16 protein-coding genes are annotated in these 22,673 nt (G+C 70.6%); 8 read left to right on the top strand and 8 right to left on the bottom strand.

The features are described from left to right. Positions 1-59: 59 nt before the first annotated feature. Together ACIA8D_RS13680 and ACIA8D_RS13675 are read left to right on the top strand one after the other, a co-directional pair. Positions 60-320 carry a hypothetical protein gene (locus ACIA8D_RS13680; RefSeq protein ID WP_399231701.1) on the top strand — a complete coding sequence of 87 codons (261 nt, stop codon included), beginning with the start codon at positions 60-62 and terminating at the stop codon, positions 318-320. Between the two features lie 136 nt (positions 321-456). Further along, the gene (locus ACIA8D_RS13675; protein ID WP_399231700.1) at positions 457-1,611 is read left to right on the top strand and encodes an NlpC/P60 family protein; all 1,155 of its coding nucleotides are present in this window, start codon (positions 457-459) and stop codon (positions 1,609-1,611) included. Between the two features lie 1,050 nt (positions 1,612-2,661). Here ACIA8D_RS13675 and ACIA8D_RS13670 read toward each other — a convergent pair. From ACIA8D_RS13670 to ACIA8D_RS13650, 5 genes are all read right to left on the bottom strand, one after another. After that, on the bottom strand, positions 2,662-3,912 hold the full coding sequence (locus ACIA8D_RS13670) for a styrene monooxygenase/indole monooxygenase family protein (RefSeq protein ID WP_399231868.1): 1,251 nt from the start codon (positions 3,910-3,912) through the stop codon (positions 2,662-2,664). A gap of 80 nt (positions 3,913-3,992) precedes the next feature. Next, positions 3,993-4,622, bottom strand: coding sequence for a GTP-binding protein (locus ACIA8D_RS13665; protein ID WP_399231698.1), 630 nt, complete (start codon positions 4,620-4,622; stop codon positions 3,993-3,995). Next, complete coding sequence (locus tag ACIA8D_RS13660) at positions 4,603-5,058, bottom strand: DUF742 domain-containing protein (RefSeq protein ID WP_399231697.1); 456 nt, start codon at positions 5,056-5,058, stop codon at positions 4,603-4,605. The genes ACIA8D_RS13665 and ACIA8D_RS13660 overlap by 20 nt, the downstream gene beginning before the upstream one ends. Then, positions 5,055-5,522: a roadblock/LC7 domain-containing protein gene (locus ACIA8D_RS13655; protein WP_399231696.1), complete on the bottom strand. Its 468-nt coding sequence runs from the start codon at positions 5,520-5,522 to the stop codon at positions 5,055-5,057. Before ACIA8D_RS13655 ends, ACIA8D_RS13660 begins: the two co-directional genes overlap by 4 nt. A 35-nt stretch (positions 5,523-5,557) precedes the next feature. Continuing rightward, positions 5,558-8,371 carry a nitrate- and nitrite sensing domain-containing protein gene (locus tag ACIA8D_RS13650; protein ID WP_399231695.1) on the bottom strand — a complete coding sequence of 938 codons (2,814 nt, stop codon included), beginning with the start codon at positions 8,369-8,371 and terminating at the stop codon, positions 5,558-5,560. Between the two features lie 391 nt (positions 8,372-8,762). Here ACIA8D_RS13650 and ACIA8D_RS13645 point away from each other — a divergent pair, with 391 nt between their 5' ends. Beyond that, positions 8,763-9,551: a protein phosphatase 2C domain-containing protein gene (locus ACIA8D_RS13645; RefSeq protein ID WP_399231694.1), complete on the top strand. Its 789-nt coding sequence runs from the start codon at positions 8,763-8,765 to the stop codon at positions 9,549-9,551. Positions 9,552-9,566: 15 nt separating this feature from the next. On the opposite strand, the gene ACIA8D_RS13640 is transcribed toward ACIA8D_RS13645, so the two are convergent. Then, on the bottom strand, positions 9,567-10,067 hold the full coding sequence (locus ACIA8D_RS13640; protein WP_399231692.1) for a MarR family winged helix-turn-helix transcriptional regulator: 501 nt from the start codon (positions 10,065-10,067) through the stop codon (positions 9,567-9,569). Between the two features lie 220 nt (positions 10,068-10,287). On the opposite strand from ACIA8D_RS13640, the gene ACIA8D_RS13635 reads away from it, so the two are divergent. After that, positions 10,288-11,142: a lysozyme gene (locus tag ACIA8D_RS13635; protein WP_399231691.1), complete on the top strand. Its 855-nt coding sequence runs from the start codon at positions 10,288-10,290 to the stop codon at positions 11,140-11,142. Positions 11,143-11,254: 112 nt separating this feature from the next. Here the strand turns inward: ACIA8D_RS13635 and ACIA8D_RS13630 are convergent, their stop codons facing one another. Continuing rightward, on the bottom strand, positions 11,255-14,119 hold the full coding sequence (locus ACIA8D_RS13630) for a M4 family metallopeptidase (protein ID WP_399231689.1): 2,865 nt from the start codon (positions 14,117-14,119) through the stop codon (positions 11,255-11,257). 180 nt (positions 14,120-14,299) lie between these two features. Here ACIA8D_RS13630 and ACIA8D_RS13625 point away from each other — a divergent pair, with 180 nt between their 5' ends. From ACIA8D_RS13625 to ACIA8D_RS13610, 4 genes are all read left to right on the top strand, one after another. Then, positions 14,300-15,373 (top strand): LuxR C-terminal-related transcriptional regulator, encoded by a 1,074-nt coding sequence (locus tag ACIA8D_RS13625; protein ID WP_399231687.1) that lies wholly within the window; start codon positions 14,300-14,302, stop codon positions 15,371-15,373. A gap of 191 nt (positions 15,374-15,564) precedes the next feature. Beyond that, on the top strand, positions 15,565-19,206 hold the full coding sequence (locus tag ACIA8D_RS13620) for a DEAD/DEAH box helicase family protein (protein WP_399231685.1): 3,642 nt from the start codon (positions 15,565-15,567) through the stop codon (positions 19,204-19,206). Further along, positions 19,203-20,705: a restriction endonuclease subunit S gene (locus ACIA8D_RS13615; RefSeq protein WP_399231683.1), complete on the top strand. Its 1,503-nt coding sequence runs from the start codon at positions 19,203-19,205 to the stop codon at positions 20,703-20,705. Before ACIA8D_RS13620 ends, ACIA8D_RS13615 begins: the two co-directional genes overlap by 4 nt. Then, the gene (locus ACIA8D_RS13610; RefSeq protein WP_399231682.1) at positions 20,702-22,300 is read left to right on the top strand and encodes an N-6 DNA methylase; all 1,599 of its coding nucleotides are present in this window, start codon (positions 20,702-20,704) and stop codon (positions 22,298-22,300) included. Before ACIA8D_RS13615 ends, ACIA8D_RS13610 begins: the two co-directional genes overlap by 4 nt. Positions 22,301-22,358: 58 nt before the next feature. On the opposite strand, the gene ACIA8D_RS13605 is transcribed toward ACIA8D_RS13610, so the two are convergent. Then, entirely contained in the window at positions 22,359-22,631 is a 273-nt protein-coding gene (locus tag ACIA8D_RS13605; protein ID WP_399231680.1) for a GntR family transcriptional regulator, read from the bottom strand. Positions 22,632-22,673: the final 42 nt, after the last annotated feature.

The following is a 22,673-nucleotide window of genomic DNA, read 5'->3' as shown; positions in this document are numbered from 1 at the left end:
CGGCGGTGTGTGGTTGGTGCGCGTGACGGCCGTGTGGCGCTCTGCGTGACACTGGTGGCGTGAAGAGCGAAGACATTCCCTTTGTCGGCGGGCCCCTCGACGGGCGGACACTGCCCGTGTTCGTGACCGCCACCGGGAATCCTCCCAAGGTGTACAAGGTGCCGGTGCCGGACGCCGTGCTCGTGTACGTACGGGAGGCCGCGCCCAGCGGAAAGCGGGTGCAGCTCGTGGCGAAGTGGCGCTACGTGTTCGCGCCGGACGGGAACACCGGGCGGACGGTCAGATGGCCGTGGTCGAAGAACCGGTCCCCGGAGGCGTAAAGGCGGCTCGCCGGGCGGGCACCGGACGGGTGGTGGGGTTGCGCCGAAACGAGCAGCCCGGCGCGTGGGCGGCCCGCCTTTCTGTTCATGTTCACGGTGCGGGGCACAGGGGTTGTCCCGCACCGGAGGTGATCAGGTGTCAGGCAGGCTGGTGCGGTGGGTGTGCACGGCGGCCGTCACAGGCGCGTTGCTCGGGCCGCTGCCGGCGAGCGCGGCGCCGGGTCCCGAGCCGCGGCCGGGGCCCGGCGGGACGCGCTCCGTCGCCGACCTCCTCTCGGATCTCCAACGTCTGTACCAGGACGCCGAGGCGGCCACGGAGACGTACAACGCGACGGAGGAGGCGCTGAAGGAGCGCCGCAAGGACGCGGACGGCCTCGCCAAGAAGCTGGCCGCCGCGCGGTCGTCGCTGCACAGCAGCCGGACCGACGCGGGGCGGCTGGCGCGCGAGCAGTACCAGGGAAGCAGCGACTTCTCCCCGTACCTGCGGCTCCTGCTCGCACGTGATCCGCAGCGGGCGCTCGACGAGGGACATGTGATGCGGCGGGCCGCCCGTGAGCGGCAGGCCATGGTCGAGCGGCTCACGGGCCGGGAGAAGCGGACCGACGCGCTCGCGACGAAGGCGCGGGGCGCGCTGGACAAGCAGTTGCGGCTCGCGGAGCGGCAGAAGAAGGAACGGGACGCGGTGCAGGACCGGTTGAAGGAGGTCGAGCAGCTGCTCGCCTCCCTCACCGCCGATCAGCTCGCGGAGGTGGCGCGGCTCGAGGCGCGGGGGACGTCGCGGGCGCAGCAGGCGTTCATGGCGTCCGGGGCGCTGAGTTCGACGGGCAGGGCGCCGTCGAAGGCGGGCGACGAGGCGGTCTCCTACGCCGTCCGGCAGATCGGGAAGCCGTATGTGTGGGGGGCGGAGGGGCCGGACTCCTTCGACTGCTCGGGCCTCACGTCGCAGGCGTGGGCGCACGCGGGGCGGACGATTCCGCGGACGTCGCAGGAACAGTGGGCCTCGCTGCCCCGCGTCCCCATGTCGGAGCTGCGCCCCGGTGACCTGGTCATCTACTTCCCCAAGGCCACGCATGTGGCGATGTACCTCGGCGACGGCATGGTGGTGCAGGCTCCGCGCCCCGGCGCCAACGTCAAGGTCTCCCCCATCGCGGCCAACCCCCTCCTCGGCGCGGTCCGCCCGGACCCTGGGGCCTCCCCAATGTCCGGTTACCGGGCACCGGTCCTGCCGGAGGGGGCGGGGGCGGGGGACGATGCGGGGTATGGGGCGGCGGGAGCGCCAGGGGGCGGGTAGGTGGGGTGTGTTGCGCGGGGCCGGGGGTTTTGGCTTTGCCGGGGCCGGCGCCTCGCGGGGCTCAGGCCCACCCGGGCCCCGGGCCTGAGCCAGGGGCTGAGCCCGTCACCATGAACACGCCGCACCAGCGACCGGAACCGTTACCGGGGCCGGCACCCGTCACCATCGGCCACACCGCACCTTCGCCGCCCGCACCGGGCTCCACCCTCCGGGAGCCTCGACCCGGCCGAATCCCCGGCGTTGCGCGGGCCGATCCCTGCCAAGCACACCGGCACCCGCTCACCTCCCGCCCTCCGCCCCCTCCGGGGGCTCAGGCCCACCCAGGCCTCGGGCCTGAGCCCATCGCCGTGAACACGCCGCACCAGCGACCGAAGCCTTGCCGGGGCCGGCGCCCGTCGCCATCGACCCGCCGCACCGGGGGCCGCCTTGCCCACCCTGCCGCCCCAGGCGGCAGAGTGCCCAAGGCGGTTACGACCCGCCGCCACGGGAAGGCGGCCGTCGGAACGGCAGCCTGCGCAAGGCGGCGCGGGCCCCAACGTCTCACGGGCCGGGTGGTCCGCATCGGGTGACCGGTCGTGCCCCGGTTGGCCGGTGGGGAACGGTGAGCGTGGCGGGCGTCACCACGCCGGGGCGAGGCCCCTGGAGGGGGCGGCGGGTGGGATGTGGGCGAGGAGAACGCCCAAGCGGACCGCCCGGCAGGGCCCCGCGGGCAGCCCCGTCGAAGCGAAACACCCGCGCCAGCAGGTCACCCCGGACCAAGCACAGCCGGCCACACCACTCCAAGCGGAAGCCCCCCCCGGAGGTGGCAGGCCGGCGGGAGACGACCGGGGAGGACGCCCAGCGCGTCACCCGGCAGGTCCCCCGAGGGACCCCGTCGGCGCAGAAGTCACCGTCAACCGGCCCCCGGACCAAGCACAGCCGGCCACACCACTCCAGGCCGAAGCCCCCGGAGGGGGCGGCGGGTGGGATGTGGGCGAGGAGAGGAACCGAGCCCCCCCGGAGGGGATCGCGGCGCCCCTCCCCGGGAGGTGAAGGGCCGCGGCGGATGGGCTAGGGAGTGAGGGAGGAGAGGTACGCCTCCGTCTTCTCCGGTTCGTAGAAGAAGTTTTCGAAGTCGGACGGGTCGTTGAAGCCGTTGGCGAAGCGGTTGGCCACCGGCTGGAGCTGGCCGCCCGCGCCGATCAGGTTGAGGACGTGCTCCGGCGGCGCCTGCAGCATCGTGTTCGTCCACTTCGTGACATGCCGCGCCGTGTCCCAGTACCGGTCGAACGCCGACTGCATCCACTCCTCGTCGAACGGCTTGTCACCGTGCTCGACGATCGAGGCGAGGTATGAAGCCGCGCACTTGGAGGCGGAGTTGGAGCCCTGACCCGTGATCGGGTCGTTCGCGACGACCACGTCGGCGACGCCCAGGACCGCACCGCCGGAGGGCAGCCGGCCGATGGGGTTGCGGACCGTCGGGGCGTAACGCCCGGCCAACGTACCGTTTGCGTCCGTCAGTTCGACCTTCGTGGCGCGCGCGTACTCCCACGGCGTGAACTTCTCCATCAGCTCCAGCGTGAGCGCCAGGTGCTCGGAGGGGTCCTTGATGCCCTTGAACGCGTCCAGCGGACCGCCGGGGATGCCCTCCCAGAAGAGGATGTCGGCGCGGCCGGAGGTGGTGAGCGTCGGCATCACGAAGAGCTCGCCCACGCCGGGCACCAGGTTGCAGCGCACCGCGTCGAAGTCGGGGTGCTCGGGGCGGACGCCCATCCCGTGGACGTAGGCGACGGCGAGCGCCCGCTGCGGCTCGGTGTACGGGGACTTCTCGGCGTCCCGGCCGAACATCGAGACCAGCTCGCCCTTGCCCGCCGACACCAGCACCAGGTCGTACGTGCGCGAGAAGTAGTCGAGGTCGGAGACGGCCGCGCCGTGGATGACGAGCTGCCCGCCGCGCTGCGCGAACGTCTCCATCCAGCCGGCCATCTTCACGCGCTGGTCGACGGACTGCGCGAAGCCGTCGAGCCGCCCGACCCAGTCGATGGCACGCTGGGTGGGGCCCGGGTCGTGCGAGCCGGGGGCCGCGACCGAGACACCGAGCCCCTCGATCCGCGGGGCCTGCGACTCCCAGAAGTTGAGCTGCAGGTCGCGCTCGTACTGGAGCGCCGTGTGGAACATGCACTGCGTCGACATGACCCGGCCGGAACGGATCTCGTCGGCGGTGCGGTTGGACATCAGGGTGACCTCGTACCCCTGGGTCTGCAGGCCGAGGGCGAGTTGGAGGCCGGACTGACCGGCCCCCACGACGAGTATCTTCCGCAACATATGAGACTGCCTTAATTGCCGTAACTAGTGTGTGGCGGGCGGGACTTGACCACTATGGGGCCGGGCGGCCGCGCCGACTACTCGGGGGTCGAGTCCAGCGCGTGCCCGACCAGCGCCAGGAGTGTCTCGATCGCCGCGATACGGCGCCGCGCGTCCATGATCAGCACCGGTACGCGCGGCGGCACGGTGAGCGCCTCGCGGACGTCGTCGGGGGCGAACTCCGTCGTACCGTCGAAGTGGTTGACCGCCACGACGTAGGGAAGTCCGCAGCTCTCGAAGTAGTCGAGCGCCGGGAAGCAGTCCTTCAGGCGGCGGGTGTCGGCGAGCACGACCGCGCCGATCGCGCCGCGCACCAGGTCGTCCCACATGAACCAGAACCGCTGCTGGCCCGGCGTGCCGAACAGGTACAGGACCAGGTCGTCGTCGAGCGTGATGCGGCCGAAGTCCATGGCGACCGTGGTCGTGGACTTCTCCGGCGTCGCGGTGAGGTCGTCGGTCTCCTCGCTCGCCTGCGTCATCAGCGCCTCGGTCTCGAGGGGCTGGATCTCGGACACGGCGGACACCAGGGTCGTCTTGCCGACGCCGAAACCACCCGCCACGATGATCTTCGTGGCGACCGGGGCCCGGGTTCTGTCGGTCTGCCAGGCCTGCAACTGCTCCTCTTCCAGGGGCAGTTCGCCGAGCAGTTCAGAGGCGGCGGAGTCCACTCAACACCCTTTCGAGGAGTGCCCGGTCCGGCTGTCCGGGGCCGTGGCCTGTTCCGTATACACGGATCTTTCCCTGGTCGGCGAGGTCGCTGAGCAGCACACGCACCACGCCGAGCGGCATCTTGAGCAGCGCGGCGATCTCCGCGACCGTACGCATGCGGCGGCACAGTGCGACGATGGCCCGCATCTCCGGCATGATGCCGGCGAGCCCGCCCTTGCCCAGCTCGGGGCGCTCCTCGGGCGCCTCGATCGCCGCGGTGCTCGCGATGAAGGTCTCCACGAGCAGCACATGGCCGAAGCGGGTGCGGCCGCCGGTCAGGGAGTAGGGGCGGACGCGGGCGGGCCTGCGGTCGCCGCGCACGGGGAGCCTGCTCGAACCGTAGGTCCTGCTCGTGCCGTTCGTACTGTGTGCACTGCCTGAAGTGCCCGGGGTCATCGGGTGGCCTCCATCGACTGGCGCAGCTCGCTGCGGAGTTCGGGCGTCAGGACGTGCCCGGCACGGCCGACGAAGAGCGCCATGTGGTACGCGATGACGCCCATGTCGCAGTCCGCGGACGCGTGCACGCCGAGCAGGGAGCCATCGCTGATCGACATGACGAAGAGGCTTCCCTCGTCCATGGCGACCATCGTCTGCTTGATGCCTCCGCCGTCCATCAGCTTGGCGGCGCCGATGGTCAGCGAGCCGAGCCCGGCCACGATGGCCGCCAGGTCGGCGCTGGACCCTTTGGGTCCTTTGCTCGCGTCGGTCGCCGGGGCCGCGTCGTGCCGACCCGGGTCGGAGGAGAGCAGGAGCAGCCCGTCGGACGAGACGACGGCGACGGACTGGAGCCCTGGCACCTCCTCGACCAGATCGGTGAGCAGCCAGTGCAGGTTGCGTGCCGCGCTACTGAGACCGTTCATTCCCTTTAGTCCGTTGAGTGCAGGGGTGGGCGCAGTCAACTGCTTGCCTCCTCGGCTGTGTCCCCCTCGGCTTCACTTCTACGTCCAGGGTTGTCTGCGAGCTCCGCCGTCACGTCCCGGCGGCCCGCGGTGGCGCCGCGGTGGAACCCGCCGAGCTTGCGGCGCAGCGCTTCCGCGTCCACGGAGCCGGTGCGCGGCTTCGGGGCGGAGGCGGGGGCGGCCACCTTCGGGGTGCGCTTGGGCAGACCCTTGGCGGTGACGCGCTCGGCCGGTTCGGGTGCCGGCTCCGGTGCCTGCTCCGGCACGGGCCGCGGGTCGAGCGGCTGGTCGAGCGGCTCGGGGTGTCCTGCGGGTCCGTCGTGCTGGTCGCGGGGCGCGCGCGGGTGCGGCACCTCGGCGACGGGTTCGGGGACCGGCTCGGGTTCCGGGGCCGGGGCCGGGGCGGGCTCGGGCTCCGGCGGCACCGGCGCGCCCAGCGCCATGGTCGTTTCCGCGGGAGCCTCGAAGGGCGGCTCGACGGACGCCTCGAACGGGGCCTCCGCCGGGTACTCCGCGAGCGGCTCCTCCGACGCGCGCACCGCCTGCTCGGCCGCCTCGATCAGCGGATCACCGGACACCGGAAGCTGGTGCTCGGGCTCCGTACGCCCGTACAGCTCGTTGGAGTTGGCCTCCGCCTCGGAGCCCGCGAGGCGTACCGCGGGAGCGGCGCCGGGCACCAGGACGGCCGGCGGCACCGAGGCCGCGGGCGCGGCGGCGAAGAGCGACGCGGGCAGCACGGCGACCGCCGCGACCCCGCCCTGCTTCTGCTCGCGCAGCCGGACCCGTACGCCGTGTCGCACGGCGAGGCGTGCGACGACGTAGAGGCCGAGTCCGAATCCGTCGACGTCCTCCGGGTCGTGCGCCTCCTCGGCGGTGAACGAGGAGAGGCGCGTGTTCAGCTCGCGCATCCGCTCGTCGGTCATCCCTATGCCCTCGTCCTGGACGGAGAGCATCACGGAGCCGCTCTCCAGGAGCCAGCCGGAGACCTCGACGGAGGCGTCCGGCGGCGAGAACGACGTGGCGTTCTCGAGGAGTTCGGCGATGAGGTGGCTGAGGTCGTCGGCGGCGAAGCCGACGATGTGCGCGTGCGGCGGCAGCGCGGCGATCCGCACCCGCTCGTAGCGCTCGATCTCGGAGACGGCGGCGCGCACCATGTCGACGAGGGCCACGGAGCCGCCGTGCTGCGGACCGCGCTCGGTGCCCGCGAGGACCAGGAGGTTCTCGCTGTGCCGCCGCATGACGGTGGCGGAGTGGTCGAGCTTGTAGAGCGTGGCGAGCCGCTCCGGGTCCTGCTCGCGCTCCTCCAGGCCCTCGATGATGCCCAGTTGCCGCTCGACGAGCCCGAGGGTGCGCAGCGCCAGGTTGACGAACGTGCCGTGGATGGAGTGCTTGACGCGGTCCAGCTTGCGGGCGGTCTCGGCGAGTTCGCCGCGCAGCTGGTCCCGCTCGTCGGCCATCCGCTGACGCTCGCCGACCAGGTGCTTGCGGTCGGACTCCAGGGTGCCGATGTGTCCGTGCAGGGACACGGCGTGCGCGTGCAGGGCGTTGATCGAGTCGACGACCTGCGCGAACTCGTCGTTGCGGCCCTTGTACTTGACCGGTTCCTCGGCGGCCGGATCGCCCGCGACGCGTGCCGAGCCGATGCGCAGCGCGGCGAGCGGGTGGGTAAGCGAGCGGGCCGTCGCCATGGCCACGCCGACGGCGGCGAGCAGACAGAAGCCGACGAGCGCGATCCGGATCTCCAGCGCCGTCACGTCGTCGTCGCGCAGTTGCTCCAGGGTCTTGACCCGCTGGTCCCCGAGCGCGGCCTCGGCGCCCCGCATGAGGTCGATCCGCGCGGTGAGGGCGTCCTCGACGCTGTTCGGGTCGTAGCGGAGCTCACTCGCGCTGAGCGTGGGGGCATCGGCGAGGCGCTTCAGGTACGTCTCCGCGCGTGTGACGTCCGGGCCCGTGACGGTGGAGTCGTACCCGTTGACGGCCTTGGCCGTCCCCGAGTCGTGGAAGTCGTCGAGCGCGGCCTGCTCGCGCACCCGGGCGCGCTGGCCCGCCGCGCTGAGCGCGTCGCGCTGGCCACTGGCGGCGGACTGGCCGACGACGGGCTCGCGCAGGCCGGTCGCCGGGTTGACCTGCGTGGCCGTGGAGCGGGGCACGGCGAGCGCGGAGAGCAGCAGTCCGCGCGCGGCGGACGCCTGCTCGACGGCGCGGTCCAGGTCCGCGAGGGCGTACGCCCCCGAACCCGCGCGCACGGGTATGCGCTCGGCCAGATCCTCGGCGCGCGCGTGCAGTTCACCGATGGAGCGGGAGTACGCGGCGTGCGCCTCCAGGGCCGACCCCTTGCCGGTGAGGGCGGAGCGGCGCACGGCGGCGACGTCGTCGAGGGTGTGGCGCAACGGGGCCGGCGCGTCCACGCGCAGCTCGTCGACCTGGCGGTCGACACGGGCCCCGCGCTCCTCGCTCAGGCCCGCGCCCTTGGGGCGGCCGGCCGCGATGAACCGGGTGACCTCGTCCCGCTCGTCGGCGAGCGCGTGCGACAGGCCGAGCGAGGCCTGCGTCTGCTGGGCCTCGTCGACGAGGTTCTGCGATTCGCCCACGCGGTCGGAGGCACCGACGACCACCGGCGCACCGGCGCCGACGACGGCGGCGGCGACCACGGCCACCGCCACGATCAAGCGGCTGCGGACCCGGGTGCGCTTGCCCCGGCCGGAACCCGTGCGGCTCACCTCGGGCGCCCGGCCCGGTGCGACATCACCCGACACACCCAGCCCACTGGCCCCATTACCGCCGGAGGTGTTCCCCACTGATGCTCGCATTCCTGATTCGTCCTACCCCATGGGTTCGGGTGACGCTCCGTCAACACCCCGTGACCCTCTGGCCTGGCCCCTGACCCTTCCAGTGCCGGTGAGCAGGGGGCGCCCATCACCTCGCCCGCCACCCGAAGGAGTGAACATCGAGCGGGAGTTGAGGAGCAAGTTCCCGTGTGGCGATCACGCTCCGTCAACCGCGCGCCGGTTGGACGTCTTCGGCGGCCTTTGGCAAGATGTCCCGCCACACCCCCGACGGAAGCGATCATTCCGCGCAAAACAGGCGCTCAGAGGGGTTCTTCGGGGCGCCGCATCATCTCCACAGAATCCCTACGGAACGACGCGCCCCAACTCCCGGCGCGCCAGCGCTCCGTGAGGGCGCCTCATGCAGACTGACCGCATGCGCATCGAACTGACCACCGAACCGGGCGCCACCGGGCGACCGAACGAGGACTACGTATCGGTGGCCGCACCGGCCGCCGGCCGCGGTGGATCACTGGTCGCCCTCGACGGGGTCACTCCCCCGGCCACCGACGACGGCTGCCGGCACTCCGTCCACTGGTTCACCGCTCACCTCGGCGGCGCGCTGGCCGAACTGTCCGTTTCGCGCCGGGACATGAGCCTGGCCGAGACGCTGGCCGCGGCCATCGCCCGCACCGCCGACGCCCATCGGGGCACCTGTGACCTTTCTCACCCGCGTACTCCGCAGGCGACCGTCGTGCTCGCCCGCTGGGACGCGGAGCGGGTGGAGCATCTGGTGCTCTCCGACTCGGCGTTGCTCGTCGAGGCCCCCGACGGAACGGTCACGCCGCTGCTCGACGACCGCCTCGACCGGGTCCCCCGCGCCCACCTCGTCTCGAACGAGGTCGCCGATGCGACGGTGCGCAACAAGGAGGGCGGCTTCTTCACGGCCGCCGCCGACCCGACCGTGGCCGGGCGCGCGGTGACCGGCACGCTCCCCCGCGGCGAGGTGCGGGCGCTCGCCGCGATGACGGACGGCGTGACGCGCTGGGTGGAGAAGTTCCACGAGGGCGACTGGACCGACCTGTTCACCCTCGTACGCAAGGAGGGCGCGGAGGCGGTGGTGTCCCGCGTCCGTGCCCTGGAGGACGCGGACGAGCAGACCCGCCAGTACCTGCGCCGCAGCAAGACTCACGACGACGCGACGGTGGCGTACGTGGAGCTGTGACCCTCACTTGGGCGGCTATTCGGCCCCGGCGTTCAACTGGTGCAACAACCGCGCCAGTTCCGCCACCTCACGCCGATCCCACCCGTCCAGCTGCCGCACATACCGCATCCGCCGCGCCTCCCGCACCCGCCCGAAGTGCTCGCGCCCGTACTCGGTGAGCGAGATCAGCCAGGCACGGCCGTCCGCGGGGTCGGGCTCGCGGCCGACGAAGCCGAGCTCCTCAAGGGCCCGCAGCTGGCGGCTCATCGTCGCCTTGCCCACGCCGATGTAGCCGGCGAGCTCGGTAGCGCGCTGCGCCCCGCACTCCTCCAGGCGGACGAGCAGCCCGTACGCGGCCGGTTCCAGGTCGGGGTGGACCTCGCGGGCCATCTCGCCGGAATTGGCCCGGGCCCGGCGCAGGAAGACGGTCAACTCGCGTTCCAGGGCGAGGAACTCGCCGTCCACAGCCGTCGGCGCGGCGGCGGTTCGCGGTTCGGATTCCGCGCTCCGCCGCCCGCCGTTTCCGTCTTCGCGCACGTCAGCACCTCTGAAAGTTTTCGCCCAGCACGGTCATCACCGCAGTTCCACCAGTATTTCGCAGGAGTAGACCAACGGCACGCACCGGCCCCTCTTCCCACCGCGGGTCTACGTGCGTAGCGTTTCTCCGCCGCCACACCTGGCATGCACACACCATCGACAGCACCGGCGCCACCGCACGTCCCCCTATCGACCCCCACGTCGTTCCCGGAGGCCGCTCATGCCCGTGCACAGATCTGCCACACCCCGCACCGACCGAACACGCTGTACGCGCCGTACACGCCTCGGAGTCACCGGCGCTGCTCTCGCGGCACTCTCCCTGCTTCTCGCCCTGCCTGGCGCAGCCCGAGCCACGGACACACCTGCCCGCGGTGAGGCCTACATGGGCATCGGAGTCGCCGCCCACGACGGTGTCGGCTCCCCGCCACCCGCCAACGGCGTCGCCGCGGTGCAGACCGAAGGGGTCGACGTCTCCGGCCACCAGGGCAACGTGGCCTGGTCGACCCTCTGGAACAGCGGCGTGCGCTGGGCCTACACCAAGGCCACCGAGGGCACGTACTACACCAACCCGTCCTTCGCGCAGCAGTACAACGGCTCGTACAACGTGGGCATGATCCGCGGCGCCTACCACTTCGCGACCCCGGACACCACGAACGGTGCCACACAGGCCAACTACTTCGTGGATCACGGAGGCGGCTGGTCCAAGGACGGCAAGACGCTGCCGGGCGTCCTCGACATCGAGTGGAACCCGTACGGGGACGCCTGTTACGGCAAGGCGGGCGCCGCGATGGTGACCTGGATCCGGGACTTCGTGAACCAGTACAAGGCACGCACGGGACGCGACGCGGTGATCTACACGGCGACCAGCTGGTGGACCCAGTGCACCGGCAACTCCGCCGCCTTCGGCGCCACCAACCCGCTGTGGATCGCCCGCTACGCCTCCGCCCCGGGCACACTCCCGGCCGGCTGGGGCACGCAGACGATGTGGCAGTACACGTCGACCGGGCCGACAGTCGGCGACCACGACAAGTTCAACGGCGCGCTCGACCGGGTCGTGGCACTCGCCAACGGCTGAGGGCTGACGGCTGACGGCTGACGGCTGACGGCATCGCGGACATGCGGCGGCGGCCCGGCTCCCCCCTCCGAGAGTCGGGCCGCCGCCGTGTTCGGGTCGGGCGGGTGCCGGGTCAGCAGCGTCCGGCCGGCCGGTCCCGCTTCACGAGGTTCGTGTAGCCGGTGGTGCCGTCGAGCCAGAGCACGCGCGTGCCGGTGTCGGCGGCCGCGAAGACCTGGTCACCGCGGTTGCAGGAGACGCGCTGAGCGCCGCCCTTGCCGTCGGGAGCCACCTGGTACAGCTTCGGCAGCGTGGCGTTGTCCCAGCTGGTGGCCGGGGGCAGCGAAGTGACGGTGAGCGCGTCGTCCGAGGCGGTGAGCGAGTAGGCGTACAGCGAGCCGTCGCCGGACTCGGGCACGACGGTGGTCAGGCCCGTGCCGTCCAGCGCGGCGCGCTTGACCGCCGCCTGGCCGGTGTCGGTGGCGTCGTCGTCCTCGATCCAGGTGACGCCGTCGTCGGTGACGGCGGTCTGGCCGATGCCCATCGCGGTGTTCTTGTCGACGGGCATCAGGGTCTTCTTGCCGGTGGCCGCGTCGAGCACCTCGATGCCGAGCTTCCAGCCGTCGTCCTCGGCCCACATCTTCGCGTAGGCGATCTTGCCGTCCTTGACGGAGGGCAGGCCGGTGGTGACGCCGGGGCTGCCGCTGTCGACGGTGGCCGTCACGCCCGTCTTCATATTGGTGTACACGACGTGCGTGACACCGAACTGCGGGTCGAAGCCGCTGTACACGGCGTAGTCGCCGTCGACCGCGAGCCCGGAGACGTCGCTGCCGATGCCGCTGACCATCTTGGCGACACCACCGTTGACCGGCTTCGCCATGATCCTGATGCCGGAGCTGCTGTAGTCCGCCCACACCACCGTCTTGCCGTCGGTGTCCGCGTAGACGTTGTAGTCGCCGTTGTTGGCGCTGACCAGCTGCGGGGTGCCCTTGCCGGAGGTGTTGCCGAGCCACACCGAGTACGGCTCGCTGCCCTCCGCGTTCGAGTTCGACACGGCGTACCTGCCGCCCCCCGCGCCGACCCCCGTACCGGCGACGTTGACCTTCGACAGGATCGTGTCGGTGTCGACGCCGATCGCCTTCTCCCAGCCGGGCACGATGCCGTGCGCGTCGAAGGAGCTCTTGACCTTCTTCAACTGGGCTTTGGTGACGCCGAGTTCCTGCGCTGCGGCGATGACGGCCGCGCGCCCCTCGGTGAAGCCGTCGAGCGGGGTCATGTACGCGGACAGGGCGCGGTAGACGATCTTGTCGGCGAGGTCGGCTCCGAGGTCCTGGCGGATGTCCCACAGGGCGCCGGAGAAGATCGTCGAGTTGAGGTGGACGCCGCCGTTGTCACCGCGGTAGGTGGTGCCGATGAAGTTCTTCGACGTGGTGGCGCCGTCGTTCAGGTCGCGCAGCGCGCACTCGCGCGGGCCCTTGGTGGTGCACAGGTCCTCGCCGAGCAGGCCCGCGTCCGGATCGTCCATCGACTGGCCGTTGGCCTCCAGGTCGATGGCGTTGCCGAAGTAGTCGGAGATGCCCTCGTTCATCGCGCCGGACTGGCCCGCGTAGACCAGGCCCGCGGTGTGCTCGGTGACGCCGTGCGTCATCTCGTGGCCGACGACGTCGGTGTCGGCGGAGAAGGTGCGGTAGTCGCCGCCGCCCTTTCCGTACACCATCTTCGTGCCGTCCCAGAAGGCGTTGTCGTACGGCTGCCCGTTCGCGGTGACGCCGACCAGGGAGTTGATGTACCCGTCCTTGCCGTCGATGCCGCTGCGGCCGAAGTGGTTCTTGTAGTAGTCGTAGACCTTGCCGGCGGCCCAGTGGGCGTCCACGGCACCGGAGTTGGTGAACTCCTCGCCGAGGTCCGTGGTCGTCGGACGGAAGGTCTTGATGCCGCTCGGCCAGACACCGGAAGCCCTCGACACGTCCACGCCGCGCGCGTCGTACGTGGCGATCATCTCGCCGAGGGCCGAGCCCGCGGGCCGCTTGCTGTAATCGATCATCTGAAGGGCACCGGTGATGTCCTTGTACAGGTTGATCTCGACCTTCTGGCCGTCGTAGCGGACGCCGGTGCCCTTGACCACGAGCTGGTCGGCGGCGGCCGTGGAGGCCTCCGGCTCCGTACCCGTCCCACCGGCCGCGGTGGCGGTGGCTCCCTGCGCGCCGAACGTCTTGATGTCGCTGTACTGCATCACCGCGAACCCGGAGTGCGCGTCGATGTAGACCTGCTGCTTCACCGGGGTGCCGTCGGCCGGGTTCACGCCGGTGACGGTGATCTGCCGGGTGAGCACGCCGTCGCCCTGCGGGAGGATCGTGACGCCCTGGGCCTTGCCGGTGAGCGAGCTCTTGGTGAGCTTGCCACCCTTGGCCGGGGCCTGCCCGTTGACCGGGGCCTTCAGCAGGCCGCCGCCGAGCTGCGCGGAGACGGCGTGGATCGCGCGCTGGACCGCGGTCTTCTCCGAGACCTTCGGGGCGACCGTGTCCAGCTTCAGCTTCGTGAAGTAGTTGCCGGACGTGCCGGTGACGGTGCGCTTGCCGTCCTTCTTCGTCATCCGGACCACGTACTGGCCGCCCATGACGTCGACGCCCTTGTACTTCTGCTGGAGGCGGACTGTCTCCTTGCCACCCTTCTCGGTCGCAGTACCGAGCGAGGTGAGGTCCTTCGCCGAGGTGTCGGCGATGTGGTAGCGGCTCTTCTTCGCCTTGAGGTGGCCGCGGGCGGCGTCGGCGGCGGTGCCGGTGCCGGCCGCTTCCTCGTTCAGGCCGGTGACGAGCGACGGGGTGTCGGTCTCGGAGCCCGGGGTGGTGGCGGTGGCCGCGGCAGGTGCGGTGTCCGCGTGGGCGGCCGTCACGCCGGTCACCAGGAGACCGGCGACGGCGAGCAGCGCCGCCACTCCCTGGCCGACGACTATGCCGGTCGGTCTGTCTGCTCTGCTTCTGCGCGCTGAAGTCCGCACGGTGTTCCCTTCGCTGCCCGGGGGCGGGTGAACGGATTTCGGATGCGGCCATGCAAATGCCGGTGAGGGGCCGTGAACAATGCGTTGCCGGTGGCTACTTGTGTACGTGCCCACTTGTGTGGTCTGCACGGACCGGGTGAGAATCCGGCGGTGACGGCCGGTAACGCGAGGACACAGACCGTGGATGCGCAGTGGGAGGCTCTCGGACTCGGAGCGGACGAACTCCGGGTGTACGAGGCCCTGCTCGACGAGCCCGCCACCGCGACCCGTACCGCGCTCGGCCGGACCGTGGGCCTCTCGGTGCGCCGGGTCACCGCCGCCCTCGACTCGCTCGCCGAGCGCGGTTTCACGCAGCCCGCGCCCGGGAGCACCCTGCCCGGCGCGGTGGCGCCCGCGACCGCGCTGCACAACCTGATCCATCTGCACCAGGCCCGACTCCTGCGCCGCACCGCGGAGTTGGAGGAACTGACGGGGTCCGTCGACCGGCTCGCCGCGCAGTTTCTCAGCACCGCGCGTGCCGGAGCCGACTCGCCCGCGATCGGCATCGAGACGGTCCGCGGCCGGGAGGCCATCGCCGAGCGGATCGCGCGGATGCTCGCCTCGGCGACGGAGGAGGTCGCCCTCCTGGACCGCCCGCCGTACGCGTCCAGCCGCCCGGACGGCATGCCGACGCCGCTCGACATGGCCGCCCCGGTGCGGCGCGGGGCGCGGGTGCGGGCAGTCGTGGACCGGGAGGGGTTGGCCTTCGCGGGCCGGGCCCGCGGCCTGAACGACCTGGCCGCGCAGGGGGTACGGATACGGGTGGGCGCCGATCTGCCGACGAAGCTGTTCAGCGTGGACCGGCGGGTGACGCTGCTGCCGCCGACGGACGCGGCGGACCCGACGGCCTCCGCGCTGGTGGTGAGCGACTCGCTGCTCAGTCACGCCCTGCTGCCGCTGTTCGAGGCGGTGTGGGAGCGGGCGGTGCCGATCGGCGCCGACGCGCACGACCAGATCACCGCCGAGGAACGGGAGATGCTCACCCTGCTCGCCTCGGGCCTGAAGGACGAGGCGATCGCCCGGCGCCTCGACGTGCACGTGCACACGGTGCGGCGCCGGATCACCCGCCTGATGCGGATGCTGGACGCCCAGACCCGGTTCCAGGCGGGGGTGCGGGCGGGGCTGCGGGGGTGGCTGGACTCCGGCTCCGGCGCCGGCTCCGACCCCAGCTCCGACTCCGACCTCGACTCCGACTCCAGCCCGGCGGGTGGGTGACGGGCACCGGCCGTCCGCCGGTCTCCCGGCCCCCGCGCCGTTGGCCAAAGATCGTCGGTTCGGGGTCCGCGCCGCGCTCGCGCGCCGTACCCTGACGGCCCCTGACGCCCCGGGCGACCCACCCCGGACGGCCGGGAGTCAGGACGCCAGAGCAGCGCAGGCACCAGAGACAACAGCGGGGGCACCGAGACGTGGGACAGCAGCGCAGGCACCACGAGGGACGCCATCCGAACGCGGCGAACCTGCCGGAACCGCTGCGGCGTTCGGCGAGGAAGTCGCCGAACTTCGGGCGGCTCTACCGTCTTCAGCCCCTTCTCGCGATCTACGGTTCCGAGGCCGAGCAGACCGTCTTCACCAACCCCAACGCGTCCTATGTGAGCGCGGGCCAGTTCGGCGAGGTCCTGGCCGCGGAGCTCGTCCAGCGGCTCGGCGTCCGCGTGGACGGCGACCGCCAGGTCGACCGGTTGACGGCCCTCGACCGGGCGCGGGCCCTGCCGGGGCAGACCCGGGCCGCGTTCGACGTGCTGCGCCGGGGCCGCAACGACGCCGCGCACAACCATCTCTTCGACACGACGAAGGCGCTCGAAGCCGTCCAGATCAGTTTCCAGCTCGGTGACTTCTTCTACCGGGCGATCGAGGGCGTACGGGAGGTCGCCGCGTTCGTCCCGCCGACGCTGCCGGAGCCGCGGCACGGCACGGACACGGCCGAGCGCGCCGAGCTTGAGGAGGCGCTGGCCTCGCACCGGGCGACCCTGGTGGAGTCCCGGACGCGGCTCAGCGAGGTCAGCGGCAGGCTGGAGGCGGAGCGCAGGGCGCGTACCGACGCCGAGAACCTCATCGCCGCCGCGCAGCGGGCCCGCGAGGAGGCCGCCGAGCAGGCGGCGCGCTACCGCGCCGAGATCGAGGAGCTGCGCGCCGAGCAGAAACGCCGCTTCGAGCACGAGCGCCGCAACCCGCGCCGCGTCGAACGCGCGGCACGTGACGCCATCCTGCTGCGCGCGCAGAGCCCGGCGCCGCTCAACGAGGTGCAGGCGCGGACCCGCATCGACGAGCTGCTCGGCCGGGCCGGCTGGATCGTGCAGGACCGCGAGGACCTCAACCCGCTCGCGGGGCCGGGCGTCGCCGTGCGGGAGTTCACGCTGGCCACGGGCCGCGCCGACTACGTCCTGTACGTCGACGGGCGCATCGTCGGCGTCATCGAGGCCAAGCGCGAGGGGACCCCGCTGGCGGGCGCGCTCGCGCAGAACGAGCGGTACGCGCGCGGGGTGCTCAAGGAGCACGCGATGGCCGTGTGGCGGCAGTCCGAGCCGTTCGCCTTCCGCTACGCGACCACGGGCACGGAGACGTACTTCCTCAACCGCCTCGACCCGCACGCCCGTTCCCGCGAGGTGTTCGCCTTCCACCGTCCGGAGACCTTCCGTTCGTGGATGCGCCGCGCGGACGAGAACGAGACGGTGCCCACGTACCGCGCGGCGCTGCGTTCGGCCATGCCGCGCCTGGAACCGCACGGGCTGCGGCTCGCGCAGATCGAGGCGATCACGGGCCTGGAGGACTCCCTGTCGGAGGACCGGCCGCGCGCGCTGATCCAGATGGCGACCGGCGCGGGCAAGACCTTCACCGCCGTCACGCAGGCGTACCGGCTGCTCAAGCACGCGCGGGCGCGCCGCATCCTGTTCCTCGTCGACCGCAACAACCTGGGCCGTCAGGCCCGGGCCGAGTTCGACAAGTACGTCACGCCGGACGAGAACCGCAGGTTCACCGACCTCTACAGCGTCGACATGCTGGGCGGCACCGGCATCCAGGACACGTCGTCCGTGGTCGTCTCGACGATCCAGCGCATGTACGCGCTGTTGAAGGGCGAGCCGCTCGACGACTCCCCGTCGGCGGCCGACGCGGCGGACGACCCGAAATCGTCGCAGGAGGACAGCTATCTGACGGACCGGCCGGTGAGCGTCGAGTACAACCCGGACGTTCCCGTCGAGTCCTTCGACCTGATCGTCGTCGACGAGTGCCACCGCTCGATCTACGGCCTGTGGCGCGGCGTCCTGGAGTACTTCGACGCCCACGTCGTCGGCCTCACCGCCACCCCCACCCCGCAGACCCGGGGCTTCTTCAACCGGAACACGGTCTCTCAGTACACCTACGAGCAGGCCGTGGCGGACGGGGTGAACGTCGACTTCGATGTCGTCCGCGTCACGACGGACCTGCGGGCGGCCGGGGGCGCGCGGATCCAGAAGGGGACAACGGTCAGGATCCTGGACCGGGCGACGCGGGAGAAGCGCCTGGAGGAGCTGGAGGACGACTTCGTCTACACGACGGCGAAGCTGGGCCGCACGGTCATCGCACCGGACGAGATCCGCGCCACCTTGACGCTCTACAAGAACAACTGGCAGCGCTGGTTCCCCGGCCGCGCCGAACTTCCGAAGACGCTGGTGTTCGCGGCCGGCGACGACCACGCGGACGAGGTGATCAAGCAGGTCAAGGAAGTCTTCGGCCGTGGCGACGAGTTCGCCAAGAAGATCACGTACCGCTCGCGTGAGAACGGCGACAACCCGGACGCGCTCATCAACGACCTGCGCAACTCACCGCGGCTACGGGTCGCGGTGACGGTCGACATGATCGCGACGGGCACGGACGTCCGCGCCCTGGAAGCGGTGATCTTCCTGCGCTCGGTGAAGAGCCCGACCCTGTTCGAGCAGATGAAGGGACGCGGCGCGCGCACGGTCGACGCCGACGAGCTGAAAGCGGTGACGCCGGAGGCGGCCGACGACCTGGTCAAGGACCGTTTCGTCATCGTCGACGCGGTGGGCGTCACGGACTCCCCGCTGGTCGACGCGCGCCCGCTGCTCGCGCCCGGCGCGGGCGGCCCGTCGCTGAAGAAGCTGATGGAGAAGGCGGGCAGCCGCAGCCTGAACGCCGACGACGCGCAGACCCTGGCCCGGCGCCTGGCCCGCGTCGACCGCCAGCTCTCCCCGGACGAGCAGCAGCTCATCGAGACGGCGACGGGCGGACTCTCCCTGTCCCGGCTCGCCCGGCAGATCACCGACGCGTCGGACGTCGACACGCAGGACCGCGCTGTACGGGAGGGCGGCGCGGACGCGGCCCGCGCGCTGATCCACCGGGCGATCGAACCACTCACCGTCAACCCCGAACTGCGCCGCACCATCCTCCGGATCCGCCACCAGCAGGACCTCACCTACGACGAGACGACCGAGGTCACCATCACGGCGACGGACGAGACGACGGCGGCCCAGCGCGCCGAGCGCACGCTGTCGCAATGGCGGGACCTGCTCTCCGAGGAACAGGAGCGGATGCGCTCCGCGGGCGAGGAGGCCGTCCTCCAGGTCATCCTGGGCAGCGGCGCGAAGCACCGCCCCGAGGTGGCGCGGGCCTACCTGAAGGAACTCGCCACGAAACTCAAGGCGGGCAACCGTTCCTGGACGACGGGCGTCATCTGGGACCAGTACGAGGAACTCGGCAAGGCGGCCGGCTCCCCCGGTAAGGCGGCGGGCCTCGGCGACCTGATGAACCTGGTCCGCTACGAACTCGGCGTCGACGCCGAACTCCGCCCGTACCGTACGGTGGTCGAGGAGCGCTTCGAGGGCTGGCTGCAACGCCAACGCCAGGCGGGCGCCGAATTCACGGACATACAACTCTGGTACCTGGAACGGATCATGGACGTCATCGCGGTGGGTGTCGGCATCGAGCGGGACGACTTCGACTCCGCCCCGTTCTCCGACCGTGGCCGCGGCCGCGGTTTCGTGGCGGCATTCGGGGACGACGCGGGTCGTGCGCTGGAATTGCTGGATGAGCTGAATCGGGAAGTGGCTTGAGCGACAGTATTGGCGGGTTGCCGTCGGGTTGGGTATTGGCCCCATTGGGAGACCTTGCTGAAACGGCACTCGGCAAGATGCTGGACAAGAAGAAGCAAGGTGACGCCTCAACGCGCCCATATTTGCGGAATGTGAACGTCCAGTGGGGACGCATCGACTTCGCAGATGTCTTGGAGATGGCCATCCCAGAAGACGAGATCGAGCGGTTCTCGGTGCGTAAGGGCGACCTGCTGGTATGCGAGGGGGGCGAGATCGGACGGGCCGCCATCTGGATGCGAGATGATGAGATCGCGTACCAGAAGGCACTGCACAGAGTTCGCCCGTCGACAGCTCTGAGTTTGAGCTACCTGCGGTACTACCTGGAGTACGCCGCCACAACGGGCGCCCTGGCGAAGCTGGCAACGGGGAGCACAATCAAGCATCTCCCCCAGCAGAGGCTCCGAGAAGTCACCGTCCCAGTACCTCCGCCCGCGGAGCAGCACCGCATCGTTGAGATCTTGGAAGAGCAGCTTTCGCGGTTGGATGCGGCCTCAACCAGCCTCGTTTCCGCAGAGCGCAGAATCCTTGCACTACGAGCGCGAGTCACCGACTACACGGCCTCTGTGACATTGGCAGAGGAATCGGCCGCAGCTGCCCCACCTGAACCGGCTGGCACCATCGACGGCGAGTTGCCTCGAATCCCAGCCGATTGGTTCTGGCATCGCCTCGGCGAAATCGCGGAGGTCGTGGGAGGCGTGACCAAGGACAAGAAGAGGCAGTCCGATCCGGAAGTGCCGGAAGTTCCCTATCTCCGCGTCGCTAATGTGCAACGCGGTCACCTCAACCTCGATGTTGTGACGAGGATCAGAGTACCGGCGGACAAAGCGTCACGGCTGCGCCTCAAAAAGGGGGATGTCCTCCTCAACGAGGGCGGAGACCGGAACAAGCTCGGTCGCGGGTGGATCTGGGAAGAACAGGTCGCGGGCGCCATTCACCAGAACCACGTTTTCCGAGCACGCGTGCAAAATGGAATCATCAAGCCGGAACTCCTCTCTCACTACGCCAACGGAATGGGACGTTGGTTCGAGGAGAACGGCAAACAGAGCGTGAACCTTGCATCGATCAGCCTCAAAAAGATCAAATGCCTGCCCGTTCCCGTTCCACCCCAAGAGGAGCAGGAGGAAATCCTGCGCGCCATCCGGGAACGAATTGCTCTGCTCGACAGAGCCCAACAGGGCGTAGAAACCGCTCAGAAGCGAGCCAAGGCCCTCCGCAACGCCCTCCTCCGCAAAGCCTTCACCGGCGCCCTCGTCCCCCAGGACCCGGCCGACGAGCCCGCCTCCGTGGCCCTGGAGCGCGTCGCCGCCGAGCGAGCCGCCGCCGCCGCAGCCAGCGCCAAGAAGACCCGCCAGCCCCGCAAGCGCGCCACCCCCACCCCCAAGCCGCCCGCCGCCGAGGCGACCGCCCCCGAACCCACCCGCGCCCCCGTCACCTCCACGCAGCCGGAGCTCTTCCAGTGACCGAGACCACGCCGCCCGCCGCCACGCCGGCCAAGGCCACCGCGCAGACCAACCACCTCGTCGCGAAGCTCTGGAACTACTGCAACGTCCTGCGGGACAACGGCATGTCCACCATCGAGTACGTCGAACAGCTCTCCTACTTGCTGTTCCTCAAGATGGTCGACGAGATCCAGAGCGACCCCTGGAACCCCCGCGACTTCAGCGACATCGTCCCCGCCGAATACAACTGGGCCTCCCTCGTCGGCAAGCGCGGCGCCGAACTCGAAGCCCACTACAACGCCACCCTCACCGCCCTGGGCACGCGCCCCAACACCACCATCGGCACCATCTTCTCCGGCGCCCAGAACCGCATCACCAAGCCCGCCCTGCTCGAAAAGCTCGTCGTCGAGCTGATCGGCAAGGAGGACTGGACCGTTGGCGGCGCCGACCTCAAGGGCGACGCCTACGAAGGCCTCCTCAACAAGGGCGCCTCCGACACCAAGACCGGCGCCGGACAGTACTTCACCCCGCGCCCCCTCATCGACGCCATGGTGGACGTCACCCGGCCGGGCCCGAACGACACGATCACCGACCCGGCCTGCGGCACCGGCGGCTTCCTCATCGCCGCCTACTCATACATCAACCAGCACCACATCAGCACCATGCCGCTGGAAGAGCGCAAGGCGTTCGACACCGGCGACAAGATCTGGGGCAACGAGCTGGTCACCGGCACCGCCCGCCTCGCCGCGATGAACATGCTGCTCCACGGCATCGGCAAGAGCGACGGCCCCAGCCTCATCACCGTCGGCGACGCCCTCGCCGAGAAGCCCTCCGGGCGTCACGCCTCCCTCGTCCTCGCCAACCCGCCCTTCGGGCGCAAGTCCGCGATCACCGTGATCGGCCAGGACGGCGACGTGGAGAAGGAGGACGCCCAGTACGACCGCGACGACTTCACCGCGACCACCACCAACAAGCAGCTCAACTTCCTGCAGCACATCATGTCGTTGACCGCCATCGGCGGCCGTGCGGCCGTCGTCCTCCCCGACAACGTGCTCTTCGAAGGCGGCGCCGGCGAGAAGGTCCGCCGCAAGCTGCTCGCCGAGTTCGACCTCCACACCGTCCTGCGCCTGCCCACCGGCATCTTCTACGCGGGCGGCGTCAAGGCCAACGTCCTCTTCTTCGACAAGAAGTCCCCGCGCACCGACGGCAAGCCGCTGACCACTGACACCTGGTTCTACGACTTCCGCACCGGCCAGCACTTCACGCTGAAGCAGCGCCCGCTGACCCGCGCCCACCTCGACGACTTTGTCACCGCGTACAAGCCGGGTGAGCCGGTCGGCGCCCGCGTCGAGACGAAGAAGGAAGACGCCGAGGGCAACGTCGAGTTCGGGCCGTGGCGCAAGTACTCGTACGAGGAACTGACCAGCCGCGACAAGGTAAATCTCGACGTCACCTGGCTCAAGGACCCGGCCTTGGAGGACGCGGACTCAGACCTTCCCCCCGAGGTGATCGCCGAGGAGATCGTCCGAGATCTCCAGTCCGCCCTCGACGAGTTCGCGGCCATCGCCAAGTCCCTGGGCGGCGAGGTCGAGGCGGCGTCAGAGGACGAGACCTGATCGCCACGCTGCGAGCGGCACGACAAGGGGGCACGCCTAAGCCAGGCGTGCCCCCTGTCTACTTGCTCTCCGAGCCTTCCGGCATCGCGATGACGAACGTCCCCTTCGCCGGAACGGTCTCGACGATGCCCTGTTCGCGCAGGTGACGGATGGCGCGGCGCAGGGTGTTGATGGCTACGCCGTACCGGCTCGACAGCTCGGGTTCCGGCAACAACGGTTCTTCCAGGGCAAGTTCACCGGCTCGGATCTGCCCCTTGATGTGCTCGGCGATCTGCACATAGACGTAGACCCGCGACCGAGGGCTGGGGCGCCATTCGTCGTTCTCGACCATGAACGAACAATAGGCGGGCAGGACCAACCCCGCTACGACAAC

The organism is Streptomyces sp. NPDC051684 (assembly GCF_044453445.1).
In the GTDB taxonomy this organism is placed as follows: Bacteria; Actinomycetota; Actinomycetes; order Streptomycetales; family Streptomycetaceae; genus Streptomyces.
This window is presented reverse-complemented; position numbering and strand designations above follow the sequence as displayed.

What these genes read in the sequence shown, in the direction of transcription:
- ACIA8D_RS13655 (WP_399231696.1), bottom strand. Translation starts at nt 5,522, where the DNA reads ATGAACGGTCTCAGTAGCGCGGCACGCAACCTGCACTGGCTGCTCACC.
- ACIA8D_RS13635 (WP_399231691.1), top strand. Translation starts at nt 10,288, where the DNA reads ATGCCCGTGCACAGATCTGCCACACCCCGCACCGACCGAACACGCTGT.
- ACIA8D_RS13650 (WP_399231695.1), bottom strand. Translation starts at nt 8,371, where the DNA reads ATGCGAGCATCAGTGGGGAACACCTCCGGCGGTAATGGGGCCAGTGGG.
- ACIA8D_RS13605 (WP_399231680.1), bottom strand. Translation starts at nt 22,631, where the DNA reads ATGGTCGAGAACGACGAATGGCGCCCCAGCCCTCGGTCGCGGGTCTAC.
- ACIA8D_RS13660 (WP_399231697.1), bottom strand. Translation starts at nt 5,058, where the DNA reads ATGACCCCGGGCACTTCAGGCAGTGCACACAGTACGAACGGCACGAGC.
- ACIA8D_RS13645 (WP_399231694.1), top strand. Translation starts at nt 8,763, where the DNA reads ATGCGCATCGAACTGACCACCGAACCGGGCGCCACCGGGCGACCGAAC.